Genomic DNA, 17,940 nt, shown 5'->3' with positions numbered 1-17,940 from the left:
TTAAATACTTTAATAATGAGTAACAAAATTTTAGTAACAGGCGCCACCGGCAGTATTGGTAAGGCTTTGATAAAATCACTGCAGACACAGCAGGCTGCTTTTTTTGCTGCCAGCAGAAATGTAGCAGCAGCAAAAGAAAAACTGGGTCTGCAGGAAGAAATCGTACATTTTTCCTTTGATGATCCAACTACTTTCGAGGCTGCCACCGCGGGTGTAGACAAGGTTTTCTTACTGGGTCCTCCCATTACGCCGGATCTGGATCTGCTGTTTGCCCCCTTTCTGGAGTACCTAGGAAAGAAAGGCATTAAACGGATCGTATATCTGTCGGCGTTAGGACTGACTAATCCCGAAGGCTTGCTGGGTTTCCATGCCCGGATGGAGCAAAAACTGGCGCAGGAAGGATTTGACTACACCATACTGAGGCCGTCTTTTTTCTCGCAGAATTTCAGGAACTACGAATATGAAAATATCACGGAGCGATCTATCGTATTTGCACCGGCAGGTAAAGGAAAAGCAGCTTTTATTGATGTAGCGGATATTGCCGCAGTAGCAGCGGTGGCGTTAACAACGGAAGGACACAGCGGGCAATCCTATGACCTGACGGGACCGGAACTCCTGTCTTTCTACGATGCGGCTGCCCTCCTGACCACCGTCACAGGCAAGCAGATTACCTATCCGGAGCCAGATGCCGATACTTTTAAAGCAGTGCTGAAAGCTGCCGGTGCGCCGGATTTTATCGGGGAGTATATGACCATTGTATACGATGGCATTCTCACCAATAAGGTTGCTTTTACGACAGATACAGTAGAGAAAGTGACCGGCAAAAAGCCCACGACACTGAAAACAGTACTGGAGCAGGACTGGCAGTAAATACACTGGTATCAATATACAACGCGAGGTATCATCCCGACAGGATGATACCTCGCGTTTTTTTATGCCCTTGATTTTTTTGATCTGCATCAATGTTTAGCCCTGTTAACCGGCGGACATTTGCCAAACGAAAAAAGAAACGATGCAGCTACCGGCTAACAACAGCATATTCCGGTTTTTGATCTGCATCAATGTTTAACGCCGGCCGGCGATAGACATTTGCCAAACAAATTCTTTCTTCACCCTTATCAGATCTGTCAATAAAAAACGGACGTAATGCCCGCATGGCGGAGCTATGCCCACTATAACACTGATTTATAAACGTAACAGTAATGAAAAAAAACAATCCAGTATTTTCCTGTATACAACGCATCCTTCGCAGGTGTTGGCCGGTAAATATTTGCTGCTTTTTACTGCTTGCCGGCAGCCATCCCTTGTATGCACAGGAGCAGAAAATCACGCTTGCAGCAGCCATAGAACTGGCTGTGGCCAATAGTCCGGCTTTAAAACTCACAGCGGCAAAAGTAGCCCAGGCCCAGGCGCAGTACAATCAGGTGAAAGATCAGGCGTTGCCAACCGGTAGTGCCAGTATAGGTTTCAGCCATGCCGCTGTTCCTGCCAATCATATTCAGCTCGGGTCGCTGGACTGGGTGTTACCTCGCCAGGCTACTTCCTACAAAGGCGGTATCTCCGTACAGGAAACCATCTTCAATGGATTTAAACTGAAATATGCAAAGTCTTCCACGCAGTTACTGGCTACCGTAGCAGGGTTGGAAGCGGAGAAACATAAAGATGATATTATCGCCGCCACCATTGATATGTACTATGATCTCTATACCGTATTGCAAACCCAACAGGTCATCCGGCAGGATCTTACAGCAGTGGATAGTATCATCGCCCAGGCTGAACAGTTATATACGCAGGGTATTGTGACGCAGAACGATGTACTCCGGTTTAAACTGCAACGCTCGGAAGTGGCCCTGACAGCAGTAGACCTGGAAACCAACCGTAAAATTGTCAACTACAATTTCACGGTGTTACTGGGATTGCCGGAACAGACCCAATTACAGCCGGATGATGTGGTAACGGGAAATAACCCTGCAGGCCAGTTGCAGCAATATCAGGAAGATGCCTGGAACTACCGGGTAGAACTAAAACAAAATACGCTGCAGACTACCATCGCCCAAAATGATATCCGGTCCTTGCAGGGAGAGGTATTACCCAAACTGTCTGCCGGCGCCAATGTCAACTATTTCCATGCCGGATCCGCTTTTATTCCTACAGAAGGCAGTTTTGTGGCGCCTTTCTCCGTTGGCGTAACGGTCGCCTGGAATTTCCCCAGTCTTTGGCTGAACAAAAATAAAATCGGCGAAGCCAGAATCCGGCAGCAACAAACACAACTATCCCGGAATGTATTGTGGGACCAGGTAAAGCAGGAGGTGAATAAATGCTACGAACAATACCTCCGGACAACGGAAAAAATAAAACTGCTGGAAGTAGCCGTTGCACAGGCGGAAGAAAATGATCACATGCAGGCAGAAAAATATCGCAGTAATGTCACCTCTGTCACAGATCGTATCGATGCCGGCACCCGCCTGTATGGTACGATGGTCAACATAGCGCTGGCGAAAGCAGAAGCCGGTTTATGGTGGTTCCGGTTAAAGAAAGCCACTGGTAAAATTTCAAAATAAAACACAAACATCTCATAAACATATGGAAGGCAATACTACTACCACACCGACAAAAAGAAACCGCATCGTTCCTGTTATACTGGCATTGGTCATCATCTCCGGTGGGCTCTTCGGGGTGCAGAAATACTACTATTACCGTACGCATGAAGATACCGATGATGCACAGGTAGACGGTGACCTGAGCGCGGTAGTCGCCAGAGCCGGCGGCTACGTGGATTCCATCGCCATCGAGGATAACCAGCGGGTAAATGCCGGTCAGCTCCTCATCCGGCTGGAAGACAAAGAATATAAACTGAAACTGGAACAGGCATTGGCCGCACAAAAGCTCGCTGGTTCCCGGATTGATGTATCTGCTACAGAAATCACGACCATGGAAGCTACCGCCAATGGTTACAAAGCGATGGTGGATGCAGCTAAAGCACGGCTATGGCAGGCGAACCAGGACTATAACCGCTATGCCCAGCTGGTGAAAAACGGCGCGGTGCCGCGGCAACAGTTCGATAAAGCCCAGTCAGATAAAGACGCCGCTACGGCAGCCTATGCATCTGCGGTGGCGCAATACAATGCAGCAATGGCCAAAACCAACAACAGCCGCACCCAGTTACAGGTGACACACACCGCACTGGATCAGCAACAGGTAGATGTGGACTATGCACAGCTCCAGTTGTCCTATACACAAATCAAAGCACCGGTTACCGGTATTGTTACGAAAAGAAGAATACAGAAAGGTCAGCTCATTCAGCCCGGACAAACCCTGTTTGCCGTTGTAGATGAAAACAGCCTGTATATCACGGCCAACTTCAAGGAAACGCAGATGGAACATATCCGTCCGGGACAGGAAGTAGCCATTGAGGTAGACGCTTACCCTGGTCATAAAATTACCGGTAAGGTACACAACTTCGCAGGCACTACGGGCGCTAAAATTTCGCTGCTGCCACCGGATAATGCTACCGGCAACTTCGTGAAAGTAGTGCAGCGTATACCGGTTAAAATCAGCATCGAAGCATCCGCTGAAGTGCGTAACCTGCTCCGGCCAGGCATGAACGTGACCGTTTCTGTATCCACAAAAAATTGATCATATGGCTGAACAAGGCGTAAGAAAATGGGTCATTACTATCACGATGGTATTGGCCTGTATGCTGGAATTTTTGGATACTACCATTGTGAATGTAGCCATTCCGCATATACAAGGTAATATGGGCGCTATCCTGGAAGATGTGGCATGGGTAACTACCGGATATGCGGTGGCCAATGTAATCATCCTCCCTATGTCCGGATGGCTGGGCAACCGTTTTGGCCGGAAGAATTATTTTCTCTTCTCTATCATCGTTTTCACCATCGCCTCCATGCTCTGTGGCAACTCCACCACATTGATAGAACTGATCCTGTTCAGGGTGTTGCAGGGGCTGGCCGGCGGTGGGCTTATTTCTACTGCCCAGGCAATTCTGCTGGAAACATGGCCGCCGGAAGAAAGAGGCACAGCAACCGCTATATTTGGCTTTGGCGCCGTGGTAGGACCTACCATCGCGCCGGCCCTCGGCGGCTACCTAACCGATACCTTATCCTGGCCCTGGGTGTTTTACATCAACCTGCCACTGGGTATCCTGGCTGCTGTACTCACTCATTGCTATGTAAGGGAAACCCCTAAATCCGGCGTGGGTAAACCGGTCGACTGGTGGGGCATCCTGTTACTCACCATCGCAGTAGGTAGTTTGCAAACTGTGCTGGAGAAAGGAGAGGAAAAAGACTGGTTCGCGACAAACTACATCATCGTATTAACGGCGGCAGCTGTGATAGGTATCCTGTTGTTCATCTGGCGGGAAACCACAACGGAGCATCCCGTGGTTAACTTTCAGCTGTTCCGCTACCGGAGCTTCTCGGCCGGCATGGTGACCTCCTTTGTATTTGGTATCGGATTGTATGGATCTGTATTTATCTTTCCGCAATACTGCCAGACCCTGCTGGGCTTTTCGGCAGAACAAACCGGACTACTGTTGTTACCCGGACAGCTCTTTACCATATCGCTGATGCCGATTGTCGGGAAAGTACTGAAGAAGGGCGTACCGCCACAACTATTTGTAATAGCGGGTTTCCTTTGCTTCTTTGTATTTCCTACCCTGATGAGCCGGGCGACGCTTTCTTCCGGACTGACAGACTTTTACTTCCCGCTGAACTTCCGCGGCATTGGTATCGGAATGTTGTTCGTACCGTTGATTACCCTCGCGATCAAAGACCTGAAAGGACCTGAAATAGGCCAGGGAGCAGGGTTGTATAACATGATGCGGCAGCTGGGTGGTTCTTTTGGTATCGCAGGATTGGCTACCCGTATCCATATCGGACAAAGTGTACACCGGAATTTTCTCCTGGAAAATGTCAACGAATACAACCCGGCGTACCAGGAGCGTATACAGGCTTATATACAGGGATTCATGGGGAAAGGATTTTCTCATGCAGATGCTGTGGAAATGGCTTTGAAAGCAGTAGATGGTGTTATTAAAAAGCAATCCATGCTGATGTCTTTTTCCGGCGCGTACCAGTTACTGGGGATCGTGATGTTATGTTGTATTCCCCTGGTATTCCTGCAGGGCCGGAACAAAAAACAGGTGGCATTACCGGCAGATGCCCATTGATGCCTTCATTGTAAAGATTTAAAATAACTACGTATATGCAACAGATTAATGAAGCCCGTCTGCTGAGTGTGAAAGTGATTGCAGGGCATACCTGGCATCTGAAAATTATTGTGCTCTGGCCGCCGGCCGGAGAGCAGATCCCGGGACATGTACTGCCTGTTTTTATCGGACATCCACACGAGTCAGGCGTAGTGCTCAAGAAGTATCCGTTATGGAATTATGAACCTATTCATCAGGTGATGGATATAGCTGTGAGTACTGTGAACGATGAGGTGGTACTCGACTGGCTCCGGCGCCTTTCTCCGGGAGATACGGTGTACTTTATGAATCCGGAAAAAGTATGGGCGTGGGAAGAAGAGGCGGCGGCGTACTACCTGATCGGAGATGTGAACGCCCTCCCGTTCCTGTATGAACTAAGCCGCGAACTGCCTTTCTCCAAACCCAGCCACAGCCTCATCTATGCAGAAGTGGCAGGTTTGTTTTTTCCGGATGTAGACAGGAGTTATCCGTTTAACTACGAAGTAGTATATCCTTATTCTGCCGGAAAGGTGGTAGATTGTTTCAAACTGAATTTTACAAAAGCAATCCCCGGCAGCATCGTATATCTTGCCGGGGATGAGCTGATCAATCAGGAGTTCATCCGGTTTTTCAAAGAGGAATGGCATTTTACGGAAAAGCAATTAAAAGTTGCGACTTTTGTATCATAGATTCACGATAAACATTGCGCTATAATTATGTATCACCTGCTTAGAGCCTACATTTTAGGAAAAGTTGTCATCAGCGAGGAAGGAATGGAAAAGGTGCTGGCCTGTTTTAAAACAGTAACGGCACAAAAGGATGAAATCCTGTTGGGAGAAGGTGGGCAGTCCAGGAATATGTACTTTGTAATCAATGGTTGCCTGCGTATTTATTTTTTGCAGGCAGATGGATCGGAAGCAACGCGTTATCTGGCTTTTGAAGGTAATTTCGCCTCCGCACTGATGGCTTTTATCACTGAGCAACCTTCCCTGGAATACCTGCAGGCATTGGAGAAATCTACTTTACTGACGATCTCCAGAGAGGATTTTTACAGATTGGTGGAAGAAGTACCGGGATGGGACCTGTTTTACCGGAATTACCTGGAAAGGGCCTATGTGATGAATACCAACCGGTTAATGAGTTTTATTACGATGGATGCCACCGAACGTTATCAGCGCTTGCTGATGGAAAGCCCGAAGATCGTACAACGGCTTTCCAATAAAATGGTGGCCAATTATCTGGGGATTTCCCAGGAAGCACTGAGCCGGCTGAAAAGCAGACTCAGTAAACGTTAGACCAAAAAACATTACAATCATGCATCAGGAAAATATACCAACCATACAGGCTGCACAGAATTTTTATGCCCATGCAGCTGTGACCGCGATAAAGGATGTGTCACCACACCTGCGTCGTTTTACTTTTAAAGCTTATGGATTAAAGGCCGTACATTTTTGCCGGCCTGGTAATCACATTAAAATATTTATTCCGCAGCCGGGGAGCGCTGAAATAGCCTTGCCGGATGTCAGCAGCGGCCGGCCTAACTGGCCCGACCCGACCCAAAAACCGGTCATGCGTACCTATACACTCCGGAAAATAGATCCCGGGAAAGAAGAGCTGGATATAGAATTTGCACTGCATGATGATAACAACGGCGCTGCCTGTGCCTGGGCCATGCTGGCCAAGCCCGGTGACCTGCTGGGTATTGGTATGAAAGCAGGCAAAACACTCCGGGAAGCTGACTGGTATTTTATGGGGGGAGATGAAACCGCGATACCCGCTATTGCCGCCATGCTCGAATCACTGCCCGCTACAGCCACAGGTATGGCTTATCTGGAAGTAGATACCCCTGCAGATACCTTTGAAATAATTACCCGGTCTGCCGTACAAATCAGGTGGTTGTATCGTAATGGTACCCGTCCCGAAGCGTCCCGGTTATTGTTGCAGGCGTTGCAGTCTGCACCGCTTCCTGCGGCTGCAGTGAGTACCCGGTATGTATGGGTGTCCGCTGAAGCCGAAGTGGTGAAAGCCGTGAAACAGTATGCCAAAAATGAATTGTTGTTACAAAGGGAAGAATTACATGCCACCGTTTACTGGAAGGCCGGAGAAAGTGAAGATGAGTACCAGCGTGAGAAATAGATATAGATAATAACGGGGTCGATTATACGAAAACAGGAGCTGCCGGTACACCATACAGGTGACCGGCAGTCTGTTAGGTTAGTGGTTAGTATAAGCTGGCAGCAGCTACTGGTACAGCGCCGGCAGTACTTTGCAAGGGCGCATCCAGGTCCGCTTCAAACTGCTGAAAAGCGATCTGTTGTTCTGCATGATAAACCTCTCTTGCTGCAATCGCATTGATGATACAGGTATTCCTGTAAGCACCCATACCCAGATCCGGTGTTACAAATCCATGGGTATGCAGCTCGGCATTCTGCACAAATATGTCGGTACCATTGTTGTCAATGGTATAATTCCGCTTCACATCATATTGCCCGTTTTCATCCCGCGCAATGCGTTCCTGAATACCTCCGAGGAAAGCGGGTTCCTTGTATTTGTAACCGGTAGCCAGTATCACAAAACCGGTATCGGCAGTAAAGGCGTGCTGTTGCCCTACATGTGTCAGATGTAAGGTCACGGCATCTTCTCCGGCACGGCTGATATGATCCAGCTGTATACCCGGCCGTAACTGCACCTGCAACGGTTTGTTGCCTACACTCATTTCATACAGCGTATCGAAAATACTGTTGATCAGGTCATAGTTGATGCCTTTAAAGAGCGGGTTTTGTTTGGCTAAAGTGGCCCTCCTTTTTTCTGCCGGCATATTGTAGAAGTAATCTACGTATTCCGGTGAGGTCAGTTCCAGTGTTAGTTTGGAATATTCCATCGGGAAAAAACGATCGGGGCGGGTATACCAGTTGAGCGACAGCTGATCTTCTGCATAAGGTAGCAGGTCGCTGAAAATTTCAGCCGCACTTTGTCCGGAACCGATCACGGTCACGGAAGATTGTTGCAGGATAGTGGACTTATGATGCAGATAATCGCCGCCATGAATCACCTGCGGGAATGCACCTTTCTGGGCAAATGGTGGCAGGTGTGGTTGTGTGCCCGTACCCAGCACCAGCTTCGCTGCATGATACACAGCTGTTTCCTGGGAGCGCAGGTTGGTAACCGTAACGGCATACAATTGGGTATCCGCTTCATAGGCGATAGCTGTTACCTGATGCGAAAAGCGGCAGCTGGCCAGTTGTGCGGCCACCCACTGGCAGTATACATTGTATTCTTTTCTCAGGATAAAAAAATCTTCCCGGATATAAAATTTATAGATTCTGCCCGTCGCTTTCAGAAATTGCAGAAAGCTGTAAGGACTGGTAGGATCGGCCATGGTTACCAGATCTGCCATGAAAGGTACCTGCAGGGTGGCATTGCTGAACATTAAGCCAGGGTGCCAGTTAAACTGCGGCGCCTGATCAAAGAACAGGGCGGATAGCTCTTTCACCGGCTCCAGCAGTGCTGCCAGACCCAGATTAAAAGGACCGATACCAATACCGATGACGTGATATACGTTGGGTGTTTTCATTTGTAAGTAATAATAACGTGAATGATTAATCGCAGGCGTTTTCCAATACTACCGGCTGCGTCTGCAGCCAGGCTTCGCCATGCTGCCGGATGATGTCCATCACACCCAGCACATGGTCGGTGGTGGTCAGCGGATTCAGAATGGTGAATTTCAGATAATAAGCGCCTTGCACCTTGGTACCTGCTACGAGCGCTTCTCCTTGTTCCAGCATTGCTTTGCGGATATGCTGGTTCATAGAACAGGCGCTGGTTTGGAAATTGCTCTCCGGATTGTACCGGAATACCAATGCACTGATATCGGAATAATTCAGCAGTTCGAAATCAGGATCTTCCTCCAGGATAGTAGCTACTGCAGCGGTGGTGTTGATCAGGGTGTCAAAGTATTCTCCTAATTGTTGTTTGCCCATGAGCCGCATGGTAAACCATAGTTTCAGCGCGTCGAAGCGCCGGGTGGTTTGCAGCGACTTACTCACCTGATTAGGCAAACCGTCTTCTTCCTGTTCCTTGGGGTTCAGGTAATCTGCATGGTATTTCAACAGGCCCAGGGTGGCTTTGTTTTTCACCAGGAAACTACTGCTGCTTACCGGCTGGAAAAAGGATTTATGGTAATCTGTTGTGACTGAATCCGCCAGCTCTATGCCATTGAGTAAATGACGGTACTGATTCGATAACAGTAAGCCGCAGCCATAAGCGGCATCTACATGAAACCATAGCTTGTATTGAGCGGCCAGTCTGCCTGCTGTTTCCAGGGAATCAATATTACCGAAGTCTGTATTACCGGCAGTGGCCACAATGGCAATCGGAATATTGCCTTTCTGCAGCTCCAGCCGGATGGCATCTTCGAGTGCATGCATGTCCATCCGGAACTGATCCGATCGTACTTTCACCACGGCCTGTTCGCCAAGTCCCAGCAACGACGCATTTTTCTGGATGCTGAAATGACTGATTTCAGAAGTGAATATCCGGAAGCGTGTAGCCTCCGCCGGTAGTCCGTCTTTTTTGATATTGTGGTGGAGATGATGTACCGCATAATGATCCCTGGCCAGTAATAAAGCCATCAGGTTGCTTTGTGTACCACCGCTGGTAAATATCCCGTCGGCATCAGGGCCGAAGCCAATCTCCCGGCAGGTCCATTCAATCAGCTTTTGTTCTATCAGGGTACCGCCGGCACTCTGGTCCCAGGTATCCAGGGAAGAGTTGATCGCAGAGATCAGTACTTCCGCTGCGATGGCCGGAATCACTACCGGACAGTTGAGATGCGCAATATATTGGGGTAAGTGAAAAGCAATGGCATGATCTGAATAGATGGTTTCTACTTCCTGCAACAGGCTTTGGTAATCGGCCAGCGGCGTGTTGAGATCTACAGTACTGAAAAAGGGCTTCAGGTCAGCAGGCGTGACGCCACTGAACGGTTTTTTATTATTGCCCAGAAAACGGGCAACAGATTCGCTGGCCAGTTGAATGGCGGATAAGTATTCTCCGGTAGTTTCTTCCCGGAAGATATCCTTGTAGGGCGCCGTAACGGGCGTTGGCTGTGATATATGGAGTTGCATAAGCAGGCTATTAGTGTGATATGATGTAATGTATCTGTTGGTGGTAACCTGGTTTAATCGAGCCAGGTTACTTTTTTTTCAATCGGGGCTCTTCGTTTTTGGGGTGGGAGTTGCTGCTGGTCATAATAACCGATATACAGAAAACCCAGACATTGTTCCTGTTCTGCCGTTTTTAACTGGTTGCCATAGGTGATGCAGGCAGCGCAGCTATCCCAGTAAGCGCCCAGCTGGTGGGCGGTACAGGTCAGCCACATGTTCTGCACGGCTGCGGCTACGGCGGATAGTTCTTCCCATTCAGGTATTTGAACGGTACGGCTGCGATGGAGTAGGATCGCAATCATGCAGGCCGCATTATCCGGATAGTGCAAGGTTTGCTGATATTGCGCCGGTGGAAATTTTTCCGGTGGCAGCGTTGTTTTATAATAATCGGCCATGTACTGCCCGAATAAAGGAAGTTGCTGGCCTTGTAATACCACAAAGCGCCAGGGTTCTGTCATTTTATGGGTGGGCGCCCAGGTACCATTGGTCAGAATTTCTTCCAGCAGTTCCCGGGGGATCTCTTGCTTTATAAAACTATCAGCAAACGTTGTTCTGCGTTGCCGGATGATACGGGTGATGGCTGCTCCGGACATACCAATCCCGGTATGATCCGTAGTAAGATCAAATTTGTCCATGCGGGTATTTTTTCTGAGTGGCTGAATGAAAGGCCGGGAAGCTATCAGGCTTCCAACGGCACTGCGCCGGCTAATTTTGTTTTATAAACAGCAATCGGATTTTTCAACATACCGGCAAACTGCAGGTTGCCAATCGGATCAGACAAGTTGATCATCTGCTGGTGGTGACGCAGCTGCAACCTGTTCAGGCAGCAACGATGAAACTCCGGCGCAAACAAATCATGCCGTTCAAATTTTTCTGCCAGCTCCGGATAACGTTCCTGATAAGCCAGTATACAAGCGGCTACCAGCTCCCAGAAATTGTCTTCCGGATAACCGGCATGTTCAACGAGGATATGTGCTACATAGCGGAAGAAATCATCGAATATATCTGTGAAGATGTAGATGAGTTTGTATTCGTCCGGTACTACTACAGATAAACGTTCCATCACTGCCGGTAATACTTTTTCTTTGGATAAGACACCTATTTCTTCTGTGATGTCTTTCATGATCGCCTTTACCGGCGTACTGTTTTCCAGGATGAGGATCAGGTTTTCACCATGCGGCATAAATACGATGTCGTGGTAGTAAAAACAATGGAGGATGGGGCTCAGGTAAGCATCGATGTAAGACCTTAGCCAGGTAGTGGCATCCGTCCCGCTGGCCTTTATCAGCGCAGGTAACAAGGCTTTTCCTTCCCGGTCGATGTGCAGCAGGGAGGCCATGGTCATCAGCTGTTGTCCGGGCTGCAGCCGTGCTACCGGGCTTTCGCGCCAGAGTGCAGCCAGCATTTTTTTGTAGGGACTATCTTTCTGCTGCGCCATTTCATAATAGAGATGACGATAACCTACGGTGGCTACTTCTGCCAGTAAGGAGAACCCTTTTTCCTGCAGGTAGGCGTCTTCTCCCAGCTCCTGTGAAATCCATTCGGTAATGGCGGGCGTAGTACGCATGTAGTAAGGAGACAGGCCTCGCATGAATCCCATGTTCAGAATAGAGAGTGCGGTTTTTACATAAAACTTCTCCGGATGACTGATGTTGAAAAACGTACGAATAGATTGCTGGGCCAGATAGGCATCTTCGGAAGTACCCAGGAAAATCAGCTGGCGATTGGCGATATCCGCGCCGAAGATATGTACCAGTTTATTGTACCACTGCCACGGATGTACGGGAAGATATACATAGTCTGCAGGGTTCAGACCGAGATCGGTGATTTTTTGATTGAAGGAAGCCAGCACGGCATCGCCCAATTCCTGTTGCAGCAATTGCTGGTAAGGGAGGGCGGTGATACCGGTGTAGGCAGCCCTGCTTTGATGACCGGCAATCCACAGCAGGTGTACCGGCGCATCTGCTTCCGGTGCATAGGCGCGGTAATCCGTGGCATCAAAACCAATACGGCCGTTGTTGGCAATAAAGGCAGGATGTCCTTCCATCATGGCATGTTCTACCTGTTGGTAATCTGCATGTACCAGTTCTTCGGAAGTAAATCCTGGTTTGGTATGCATGTAGGCGCTGCCGTATAAAACACTGCAGATCTCTTCCATGTATTTGGGCAGGGTGTCTTCATCGATACCCAGTGTTTGGGTGAATTCCGCAATGAATTGTAAGGAGTCCAAAGGAGCAGGTACCTGGTCTATCAGTTTTTCGATAGAGGTGGTGTCGATATACCAGTGATCCAGCTGGAGTATCTGTGCGCGGAAACGATACACTACGCCGGGTTTGTCGGCAGGTAGCTCATAATGTCCCCATCCGTCTTTGGTGTATTGTCGCAGCGGGGTGAGCAACAGTTCATGTGAAAGTTCCGTGAGCGCTTTGCGTATGTGCAAAGTATTGACTTTAAGCCATACTTCGGGCTGTAGATGGGCGATGGCCTGTTCGGGCGTAATGGTAACGGAATTGTTCATGGATAACTAAGTGTTAAATGTATAATATAAGTGTGTGTAATAAGGCAAAAAAACAGCTGCCGCCCTTTAGGTAAAGGCCGGAGAATAAGCAGGTATGAGGAGGTAAACAGGGTTAACTGACAAACGAAGCGGCGGCTAATGCGTGCTGATATGCTTCACGTGTCAGAAAAGCCAGATGGGCGGTTTTCTCAGGTAATTTTATTTCATGTTGATAGACAAATCCGGCCCGTTTATTCAGGACATGGATTTTTTCGTTGCGGGTATCCGGTTCCACAATCAACCGTTTCACTGTCGGGTAGCTGAACAGCACTTCTATAATCATGGTGAATACATGCCAGGTGAAATTTTTAATAGGCTGTACCGGAGGACTCATCAGAATATGGAAACCAAAGTCACCGGGTTGTACATCGTAGTACTCACCGATACGGTCTTTGCTGGCATCATAAAATTCTACCAGAAAAGCAGGTTGATCATGCAGCCGGCCGAGATAAGGATGGGTATGGGATGACCCGATCATCTCTGTGTAAATATTATTGATGGTTTCCGCTGATGTTTGTTGTAACTGCCAGAAGGCGGCATAGTCCTGGTTTAGCCAGTGGTGAATCACGGGAATATCTGCCGGGCATTGCAGCGGTTGCATCACGAAAGTGCCCAGTGCAGGAATTTCCTTTTTGAAAAATGCATGTGCTTCCGGGTTAAGTAAGGATGGAAGTACATGACTGTGGGTTAAAAAATCATGTGGCATCTTTGGGTTCGGGTTATTGTACTGTAAAACTATCTGTATTGTCTGCAGTGGGATGATCGAATAAGGAATTTGATTTTCCTAATCGGGAAAATGATGGGGAACAGCAAAGTTGGAAAGACGCTTAGGAGGTTGCCATGCGCGCTGATAGTAAAGAAAGACAGACTGGAAGATAAAGTGGTAATAACATGACTGCGGTGACTTATCAGGTGAGATGTATTACTGTTATTAATGCCGGCTGCGGTGGTATATCAGGTGTGCGATATAGTTGCACCCTGGTTGTTTTAATAGAGGCCGCCCCAAAAAGGTTGATTTCTTTTGGGGCGGCCACACAGTTTAGAATGCCTTACTGCGGCAGGTGCCAAAAGGACTTAACGGAAAGGTATACGCACAGATACATCCGGGTGCGCACACGGAACCAAATGGCCGGCAAAGGCTGCCCGTACAGGCTTCACTGGCTGCGGCGTTACCGCCTCCTTTAATTTGTTTTAATGCTGTCCGGGATACAGGTTTGAATTGAAGATGTTTCATGGATATCTGAGTTTAAGATGAACATAATATGGCCATACAGGTGCGGGTGGTATTTATCTATTACAGGATGAAAATAACCTGCCGCTATACGTGGTAAAAGAAACAGTTCCTGTTGCCGGAATGATAGACAACCTCATTACAGCTAACGGGATGAAATGTGCCGGAATAAACAAACAGTACAGGTGTCGGCTTTAACATCGGATTTACCACCTTTGATCGCTTTCAGAGAAGCACCAGCAACAGGTGCAAAGGAAAGTACGTTTTTCCCGGTGGTAAATTTATTTCTAAGATAGGAAGGCACTGTGCGATTATACTGCAATGATAGCTGTTATCCCGATGACATGAAATGCGGAGATACCAGACAGCCAATCAATTAAAATAGTAGTGGAGAAAGGAAATGGAAGGGTGCGTGGGAGATCGCTGTAGGTTTGAGGTATATCATCAGAAAGCGCCGGAAATGATCCTAAGATATTTTTAACGCTTTCTGATGATATCATAATAAAGACTGCACAATAATTACTACACTTTGGTCAGCCTCTGTAAATCATGTTGATACGATTTGCCTACAGATTATCTACTTTAGATTCCAACGCTGACTGGATGTTGGCGGGTAAAGCAGATAACAGGTCTACACCTGCGGCAGACTCAATGGCGTCTACAGAAGTTCTGTAGCTTTTCCAGTCGGTGCCGATAGTGTTGATGTTAGGCGTATTTACCGCAATAACGCGGGTAGCGGCATTGATTCTGGACAGGTCGTTGGAACCATTCGGAATCACCACTACTACTTTCCATACGTTGGAAGGTACGGTTACACGGCCACCGTCGATCGTGTTGGCATTACCTTTACTACCATTACCACCGGTACCATAGCTACCCATGATCACATATACTTCATTGCCGGCAGTAACGAGCGAACGAATGTACTGTTCCATGTTGTTCCAGGTTTGCTGATTGTTCTGCGGCGCCTGAGGAATCATGTTAGACATGAGGAAGGTACTGCTGTTGGCTGCTACGGTAGAAGTGCGGTCAGCAGAAGGACAGTTGTGTCCACGGTCGAAACCACTGCTGGAATAGCTGGAGCTACCTACCTGATACCAGGAGGAAGGCAACGCGGCATCTGCACGGAAGTCATCCTGACGGGGAGCGGAACCCAGGTCGCCGGATGCAATGTGCCAGCTTACCCAGTTAGGTGTACCTCTTACGCTGTTGTAGGAAGAAATGTAATAAGTGGCATTACGCAGATAGTTCTGGGTCAGCACAACGCTGGCCTGTGCACCGGTAGGGTTACCCAGCAACAGGTGGCTGTCATCACCGGTGGTACCACCGGTACCCGGACCTCCCGGATTGGTGCCACCGCCGGTTACTACCTGAATGTCATCGAAGTTGATACGGTTGCTGCCGCCGCTTACCTTGCGGATAGACAGGCGATAGCTGCCGGTTACATTCACGGTGAACGTAGCCGCCTGCAAAGTGGAGGTGGAAGAAGTAACGGTGTTGCCTGCCTGGGTGTAGCTGGAACCGCCGTCGGTAGAAATCCAGAGCTGCCAGGTACTGCTGCCGTCATTGCCATACACCGCGTGCTGGATCGTGATGGTTTCCGCACCGCCGGTAGCGTCGAAATTCATGGTCAGTTGACCATTGTTGCGTGTTCTTACAGATTTGGCGCCGTTCTTTACGTCTGCACTGGTATTGCCGATCAGTGCTTCGTCTAAACTCCAGCTGCCGGAGGAAAGGGTTACACTACCCACTGCATAGGCAGCTTTGGTACCACTTTCAAATGATTCTGATAACGTAGTTGTGCTCTCTGTAGTTGCTTTTTTGTCTGATGCCTGGTTAACTGTGCTGGCGGGTGTCACCAATGATTCTTTGCGGCATGATGCAAATACAATGATCGTTGTGAGAACAAACAAAAGTTTGATGGGTTTCATTATTGAGGTTTTGATTAAGGGCAAATTATTAACTCCTGTCTTGCCAACATAACTTTGAAAAACAATTTAATGATAACTTCATATAACCCTGTTGGTTGAAAAAAATACTCCACCGGATAATATTATCCAGTGGAGCATAACAGCAGTTGCTGCATGAAAAATCAGTATCCCGGATTCGGAATCAGCCGGGGATTCAGTGATAACTCTATCGCCGGGATGGGGAAAATCCGACGGAATGTTTCGTTATTTTTTTCTTTGAAACCCCACTTGTCTTCAAATTTACCGAAGCGAATCAGGTCATTCCTTCTCCAGCCTTCCCAGGCCATTTCCCGGGCACGCTCGTCGAGTAATTCATTCAGGGTAATATCACTGACCAGTGAGGTATGGGCACGGTTCCGGATTTTATTCACCAGTACATCCGCTGTCTGTAGTTCGCCCTTCACAGTAGTGGGTGCACCACCGCGCAAAATCGCTTCTGCTTTCATCAGCAATACATCAGCCAGGCGGAATACGGGGATGTCGTTGTTCTGAAAGCGGGTAGCGGTATTGATATTTTTATCCGGATAGAATTTAATGGAACGGGCGCCTTTTAGCTGTGCCAGCAAATCATTGCCTACATCCAGTTTGCCTTCTCCGCCTTTTTTCAGCGGCAGCTCCGGTGTGATTACCACTTCCCAGTCTATCGGTGTATCCGGCCCGGTATAGGTGGCGTCCAGCGTTTTGGTGCTGGTACGTACTTTCATGACGGAACCATCTTTATTGGTTTGTTTACCAGCCAGCCAGGTATTGTTACGTACGTCGCCAGGCAGGTTAAAACGGGCATAGAAGTCGGGAATGGTGCTCAGGGCTATACTGGGTCCGAAAGCCTCCGGGAGATCAAATCTGGCCTTTAAAAAGGGATGTAATCCGAACCGGGTAAAATGATTCCCCGGAATCAGATTGGCATCATAGGGAATGGCGAAGATGGTTTCCTGTATCTGCGGTCCGTTCTCCGGTTTGAAAACAGCCATGTAATCGGCATCCAGGCTATACGGCGCGTTGATGAGGATACTGTCTGCCATGGCAATGGCGTCGGTATAACGTGGCGTACCGGTATAGTACTGGGCATTGAGATACATTTTTTCCAGCAGCGCATAGGCCATCCATTTAGTGGCCCGGCCATAGGTGCTGCCGTTGACGGCAACCGGTAAATCAGGCAGCGCTTTTTTCAGGGTATTTTCTATAAAGGCGAATACTGCTGCGCGCGGCTGCGTGGCAGGCAGGGTGGTCACCGGAAAGGTATCGATGATGGGTACATTGCCATAGAGGTCCATCATGAAAAAGTAAAACAGGGAACGCATGGTGCGCAGTTCTGCCAGGTAAGTGGCCTGCTGGCTGTTGCCGGGAGCCGCGTTCACCAGGTTAATGGCATTGTTGGCGATGTTGATACCCCCAAATCCCCACTGCCAGGTGCTGATGACAAAAGGCAGGCTGGAAGACCAGGTATGCAGGTGTAGGAAACGGTATTTACCTCCGTCATCCCAGTTACCATCGCGGGCCGGAATGAAGGCCTCATCGGTAGACAGCTCCTGCAGCATCCAGTAGTCGACGCCGTAACTGAAACCGGTACCATTCATGAAATAGGTAGGGTCGCCGGATTTACTGTTGGCCAGCTGGGAATATACTGCACCTACGGCTGCTGCATAGGAAGCGCCGTTGGTAGGGAAGTTGGAAGGCGTATACCGGGAGGCCACATCCACATCCAGTTTACGGCAGGCAGACAAAGCCACCAGGATGAGCATGCATATATATAAGCGTTGATTACGTAGTGCCATGGTCGTTAGTTATGTGTAGTGGAATAATAAAAA

General features: G+C 48.5%; 15 protein-coding genes. 7 read left to right on the top strand and 8 right to left on the bottom strand.

What is annotated here, in order from left to right; genetic code table 11:
* Nucleotides 1-15: 15 nt before the first annotated feature.
* From OL444_RS20190 to OL444_RS20160, 7 genes are all read left to right on the top strand, one after another.
* On the top strand, nucleotides 16-870 hold the full coding sequence (locus OL444_RS20190; protein ID WP_264730223.1) for an NAD(P)H-binding protein: 855 nt from the start codon (nucleotides 16-18) through the stop codon (nucleotides 868-870).
* A 332-nt stretch (nucleotides 871-1,202) separates the two neighbouring features.
* Nucleotides 1,203-2,561, top strand: coding sequence for a TolC family protein (locus OL444_RS20185; protein ID WP_264730226.1), 1,359 nt, complete (start codon nucleotides 1,203-1,205; stop codon nucleotides 2,559-2,561).
* 22 nt (nucleotides 2,562-2,583) lie between these two features.
* A complete protein-coding gene (locus OL444_RS20180; RefSeq protein ID WP_264730228.1) occupies nucleotides 2,584-3,636 on the top strand; it encodes an HlyD family secretion protein in 1,053 nt (350 codons plus the stop codon).
* A 4-nt stretch (nucleotides 3,637-3,640) separates the two neighbouring features.
* Nucleotides 3,641-5,191: a DHA2 family efflux MFS transporter permease subunit gene (locus OL444_RS20175; RefSeq protein WP_264730230.1), complete on the top strand. Its 1,551-nt coding sequence runs from the start codon at nucleotides 3,641-3,643 to the stop codon at nucleotides 5,189-5,191.
* A gap of 35 nt (nucleotides 5,192-5,226) precedes the next feature.
* Nucleotides 5,227-5,898, top strand: a complete 672-nt coding sequence (locus OL444_RS20170; RefSeq protein ID WP_264730232.1) for an SIP domain-containing protein — start codon at nucleotides 5,227-5,229, stop codon at nucleotides 5,896-5,898.
* Between the two features lie 27 nt (nucleotides 5,899-5,925).
* Nucleotides 5,926-6,504, top strand: a complete 579-nt coding sequence (locus OL444_RS20165; RefSeq protein WP_264730234.1) for a Crp/Fnr family transcriptional regulator — start codon at nucleotides 5,926-5,928, stop codon at nucleotides 6,502-6,504.
* A 19-nt stretch (nucleotides 6,505-6,523) separates the two neighbouring features.
* Nucleotides 6,524-7,345 (top strand): siderophore-interacting protein, encoded by an 822-nt coding sequence (locus OL444_RS20160; RefSeq protein WP_264730235.1) that lies wholly within the window; start codon nucleotides 6,524-6,526, stop codon nucleotides 7,343-7,345.
* An 85-nt stretch (nucleotides 7,346-7,430) separates the two neighbouring features.
* Here the strand turns inward: OL444_RS20160 and OL444_RS20155 are convergent, their stop codons facing one another.
* From OL444_RS20155 to OL444_RS20120, 8 genes are all read right to left on the bottom strand, one after another.
* Complete coding sequence (locus OL444_RS20155; protein WP_264730237.1) at nucleotides 7,431-8,783, bottom strand: lysine N(6)-hydroxylase/L-ornithine N(5)-oxygenase family protein; 1,353 nt, start codon at nucleotides 8,781-8,783, stop codon at nucleotides 7,431-7,433.
* Nucleotides 8,784-8,808: 25 nt separating this feature from the next.
* Nucleotides 8,809-10,335 (bottom strand): pyridoxal phosphate-dependent decarboxylase family protein, encoded by a 1,527-nt coding sequence (locus OL444_RS20150; protein ID WP_264730239.1) that lies wholly within the window; start codon nucleotides 10,333-10,335, stop codon nucleotides 8,809-8,811.
* A gap of 53 nt (nucleotides 10,336-10,388) precedes the next feature.
* Nucleotides 10,389-11,009: a nitroreductase family protein gene (locus tag OL444_RS20145; protein ID WP_264730240.1), complete on the bottom strand. Its 621-nt coding sequence runs from the start codon at nucleotides 11,007-11,009 to the stop codon at nucleotides 10,389-10,391.
* Nucleotides 11,010-11,053: 44 nt separating this feature from the next.
* Nucleotides 11,054-12,892, bottom strand: coding sequence for an IucA/IucC family protein (locus tag OL444_RS20140; protein WP_264730242.1), 1,839 nt, complete (start codon nucleotides 12,890-12,892; stop codon nucleotides 11,054-11,056).
* Between the two features lie 112 nt (nucleotides 12,893-13,004).
* Complete coding sequence (locus OL444_RS20135; RefSeq protein WP_264730243.1) at nucleotides 13,005-13,637, bottom strand: GNAT family N-acetyltransferase; 633 nt, start codon at nucleotides 13,635-13,637, stop codon at nucleotides 13,005-13,007.
* A gap of 333 nt (nucleotides 13,638-13,970) precedes the next feature.
* Nucleotides 13,971-14,165 carry a hypothetical protein gene (locus tag OL444_RS20130; RefSeq protein WP_264730245.1) on the bottom strand — a complete coding sequence of 65 codons (195 nt, stop codon included), beginning with the start codon at nucleotides 14,163-14,165 and terminating at the stop codon, nucleotides 13,971-13,973.
* A 563-nt stretch (nucleotides 14,166-14,728) separates the two neighbouring features.
* Nucleotides 14,729-16,093: a DNA/RNA non-specific endonuclease gene (locus OL444_RS20125; protein ID WP_264730247.1), complete on the bottom strand. Its 1,365-nt coding sequence runs from the start codon at nucleotides 16,091-16,093 to the stop codon at nucleotides 14,729-14,731.
* Nucleotides 16,094-16,254: 161 nt separating this feature from the next.
* Complete coding sequence (locus OL444_RS20120; protein WP_264730249.1) at nucleotides 16,255-17,907, bottom strand: RagB/SusD family nutrient uptake outer membrane protein; 1,653 nt, start codon at nucleotides 17,905-17,907, stop codon at nucleotides 16,255-16,257.
* Nucleotides 17,908-17,940: the final 33 nt, after the last annotated feature.

Source organism: Chitinophaga nivalis (assembly GCF_025989125.1).
Classification (GTDB): Bacteria; Bacteroidota; Bacteroidia; order Chitinophagales; family Chitinophagaceae; genus Chitinophaga; species Chitinophaga nivalis.
Note: the sequence above shows the minus strand (reverse complement) of the source record. Positions and strands in the feature narration are given on the sequence as shown.

Bases quoted from the DNA above. Each gene is read 5' to 3' on its own strand.
- OL444_RS20145 (WP_264730240.1), bottom strand. From the start codon at position 11,009: ATGGACAAATTTGATCTTACTACGGATCATACCGGGATTGGTATGTCC.
- OL444_RS20170 (WP_264730232.1), top strand. From the start codon at position 5,227: ATGCAACAGATTAATGAAGCCCGTCTGCTGAGTGTGAAAGTGATTGCA.
- OL444_RS20165 (WP_264730234.1), top strand. From the start codon at position 5,926: ATGTATCACCTGCTTAGAGCCTACATTTTAGGAAAAGTTGTCATCAGC.
- OL444_RS20185 (WP_264730226.1), top strand. From the start codon at position 1,203: ATGAAAAAAAACAATCCAGTATTTTCCTGTATACAACGCATCCTTCGC.
- OL444_RS20175 (WP_264730230.1), top strand. From the start codon at position 3,641: ATGGCTGAACAAGGCGTAAGAAAATGGGTCATTACTATCACGATGGTA.
- OL444_RS20120 (WP_264730249.1), bottom strand. From the start codon at position 17,907: ATGGCACTACGTAATCAACGCTTATATATATGCATGCTCATCCTGGTG.
- OL444_RS20180 (WP_264730228.1), top strand. From the start codon at position 2,584: ATGGAAGGCAATACTACTACCACACCGACAAAAAGAAACCGCATCGTT.
- OL444_RS20150 (WP_264730239.1), bottom strand. From the start codon at position 10,335: ATGCAACTCCATATATCACAGCCAACGCCCGTTACGGCGCCCTACAAG.
- OL444_RS20135 (WP_264730243.1), bottom strand. From the start codon at position 13,637: ATGCCACATGATTTTTTAACCCACAGTCATGTACTTCCATCCTTACTT.
- OL444_RS20125 (WP_264730247.1), bottom strand. From the start codon at position 16,093: ATGAAACCCATCAAACTTTTGTTTGTTCTCACAACGATCATTGTATTT.
- OL444_RS20130 (WP_264730245.1), bottom strand. From the start codon at position 14,165: ATGAAACATCTTCAATTCAAACCTGTATCCCGGACAGCATTAAAACAA.
- OL444_RS20140 (WP_264730242.1), bottom strand. From the start codon at position 12,892: ATGAACAATTCCGTTACCATTACGCCCGAACAGGCCATCGCCCATCTA.
- OL444_RS20190 (WP_264730223.1), top strand. From the start codon at position 16: ATGAGTAACAAAATTTTAGTAACAGGCGCCACCGGCAGTATTGGTAAG.
- OL444_RS20155 (WP_264730237.1), bottom strand. From the start codon at position 8,783: ATGAAAACACCCAACGTATATCACGTCATCGGTATTGGTATCGGTCCT.
- OL444_RS20160 (WP_264730235.1), top strand. From the start codon at position 6,524: ATGCATCAGGAAAATATACCAACCATACAGGCTGCACAGAATTTTTAT.